This is a genomic window from Faecousia intestinalis (assembly GCF_040096185.1).
Taxonomy (GTDB): Bacteria; Bacillota; Clostridia; order Oscillospirales; family Oscillospiraceae; genus JAZOXB01.
The window spans coordinates 1-2149 of sequence record NZ_JBBMFF010000082.1 but is presented as its reverse complement, the minus strand read 5'-3'; the positions used below and the strand labels follow the sequence as shown (position 1 = coordinate 2149).

Genomic DNA, 2149 nt, shown 5'->3' with positions numbered 1-2149 from the left:
CGCATCCGTAAGGCGGCAAAGCCGCCAACGGCTGCGCAGTGAGCGCCGCTACAGACGCAATCGGTTGGTACGTTTTTGTCGGTAGCTTGTATTGTGCGCTGGTGCAGCGCCGGGAGGGGCATGCCCCTCCCCTACAATATAATAGGATGATATGCTGTTTTTCGGCAGTCTGTGCCGCGGCGGATGGGAGTTTTCCCGTCCGCCGCGGGATTTTTTTGCTTTTTTTCGGATTTTTTTTAACGGATTCACATTTCGCGTGAATTTTTAACGGGTGCGGAGCTACGGGTGAAAGAGTACTTTTTCAGAAATTGGAGGTTGAAGACGAATGGTGGAAAAGCACCGGAATTTTGTGCAGGCCTATCTGCAGTGCTTCGACGCCGCCGAGGCCGCGCGGCGCGCGCAGTGCGGGGCAGACGCACTGGCCCGTCCCGCCGTCCGCCGCGAGCTGGCCGCCCAGCGCAGCCGGGGCGTGCCCGGCCGGGAGGACGCCCTGCGCAGGCTGGCGCAGATCGCCTTCGGACGCGCGAACGACTGCGTCCGCCTTGTGCTCGAGGACGACCCGCCCATCGGCGAGCTGGACCTGACGCTGCTGTCCGAGGTGAAGCGCAGCGAAAAGGGGGCCATCGAGGTGCGGCTGGCCGACCGCATCCGCGCCCTCGAGGAGCTGCTGCAGGCCGGGGCGGCGGACGACGGCGCGGCCGCGGCGTTCTTCGCGGCGGTGGAGGAGCCATGATGCGATTTTCGGCCAAGCAGCGCCGCGTGCTGACGTGGTGGCGGCCCGACAGCCCGGACGCTGCGTTTGAGGCCATCATCTGCGACGGAGCGGTGCGCTCGGGCAAGACGCTGTGCATGGGGCTGAGCTTCTTTCTGTGGGCGAGCGCCTGCTATAGCGGCGCGCGGTTCGGCCTGTGCGGCAAGACCATCGCCTCGCTGCGGCGCAACGTCGTTACGGAGCTGCTGCCGAAGCTGCAGGCCATCGGCTTTTCCGTCCGGGAGCGGCGGACGGAGAACCTGCTGCAGGTGAGCTACCGCGGGCACACGAACGAGTTCTACCTCTTCGGCGGGCGGGACGAGGGCTCCGCCGCCCTCATTCAGGGCATCACGTTTGCGGGCGTGCTGCTCGACGAGGTCGCACTCATGCCGCGCAGCTTTGTGGAGCAGGCCTGCGCGCGCTGCTCCGTCACGGGCAGCCGCCTGTGGTTCAACTGCAACCCCGAGGGGCCGTACCACTGGTTCTACACGGAGTGGATCGGCCACGCGGCGGAGCGGAACTGCCTGTACCTCCACTTTACGATGGAGGACAACCCCGCGCTGTCGCCCGATATCCGCAGCCGCTATGCGCGGCTGTACTCCGGCGTGTTCTACCGCCGCTTCGTGCTGGGCCAGTGGGTGGCGGCTGAGGGACGGGTGTATGACTTCTTCGACGCGGCAAAGGCCCCGCCGCCGCCCGAGGGGCCGTTCAACCAGTGGTACATCTCGTGCGACTACGGCACGGTCAACCCGGCGTCCTTCGGGCTGTGGGGGCGGAAGGACGCCGTGTGGTACCGCGTGAAGGAGTTCTACTTCGACTCGCGGCGCGAGCAGCGCCAGATGACGGACGCGGAGTATGAGCGGGCGCTGCGGGAGCTTGCGGGCGGGCGGCCCATCGCGGCCGTCATCGTCGATCCGTCGGCTGCGAGCTTCCTTGAGACGCTGCGGCGTAACGGCTGGAACGTCCGCCGGGCGGACAACGACGTGCTCAGCGGCATCCGCCGCACGTCGGACCTGCTCAAATGCGGCAGGCTCGTGCTGTGCGACACCTGCACGGACTGCCTGCGCGAGATCGAGCAGTATGTCTGGGACCCGAAGGCCGGGCGCGACGCCGTGCGCAAGGAGCACGACCATGCCATGGACGACATGCGCTATTTCGTCTCGACGGTGCTGGCTCCGCAGCGCCCGGCCCTGGCCGCGTGCACGGCGATCCGGAGGGCGTAGGTGTTGGCGCATTGTAGGGGCGGGGCACAAACGATTCGCATAGGCAGCCGTTAAAACGGCAAACGCCATTGTAGGGGAAGGGCTGTCCCCGCCCGGCACTGCACCGCCGATTTGTACAGGCTGTCAGTAAAATGGTAAAAGCCAAAGGTTTGTCATTGCGAGGCCCCGAAGGGGC

At 66.1% G+C, this 2149-nt stretch carries 2 protein-coding genes; both read left to right on the top strand.

The window, feature by feature from the left end:
• Window positions 1-325: 325 nt before the first annotated feature.
• Window positions 326-733 (top strand): terminase small subunit, encoded by a 408-nt coding sequence (locus tag WMO66_RS01360; protein WP_349134615.1) that lies wholly within the window; start codon window positions 326-328, stop codon window positions 731-733.
• A complete protein-coding gene (locus WMO66_RS01355; protein ID WP_417325409.1) occupies window positions 730-1974 on the top strand; it encodes a PBSX family phage terminase large subunit in 1245 nt (414 codons plus the stop codon). The genes WMO66_RS01360 and WMO66_RS01355 overlap by 4 nt, the downstream gene beginning before the upstream one ends.
• Window positions 1975-2149: the final 175 nt, after the last annotated feature.

Bases quoted from the DNA above. Each gene is read 5' to 3' on its own strand.
- WMO66_RS01360 (WP_349134615.1), top strand. From the start codon at position 326: ATGGTGGAAAAGCACCGGAATTTTGTGCAGGCCTATCTGCAGTGCTTC.
- WMO66_RS01355 (WP_417325409.1), top strand. From the start codon at position 730: ATGATGCGATTTTCGGCCAAGCAGCGCCGCGTGCTGACGTGGTGGCGG.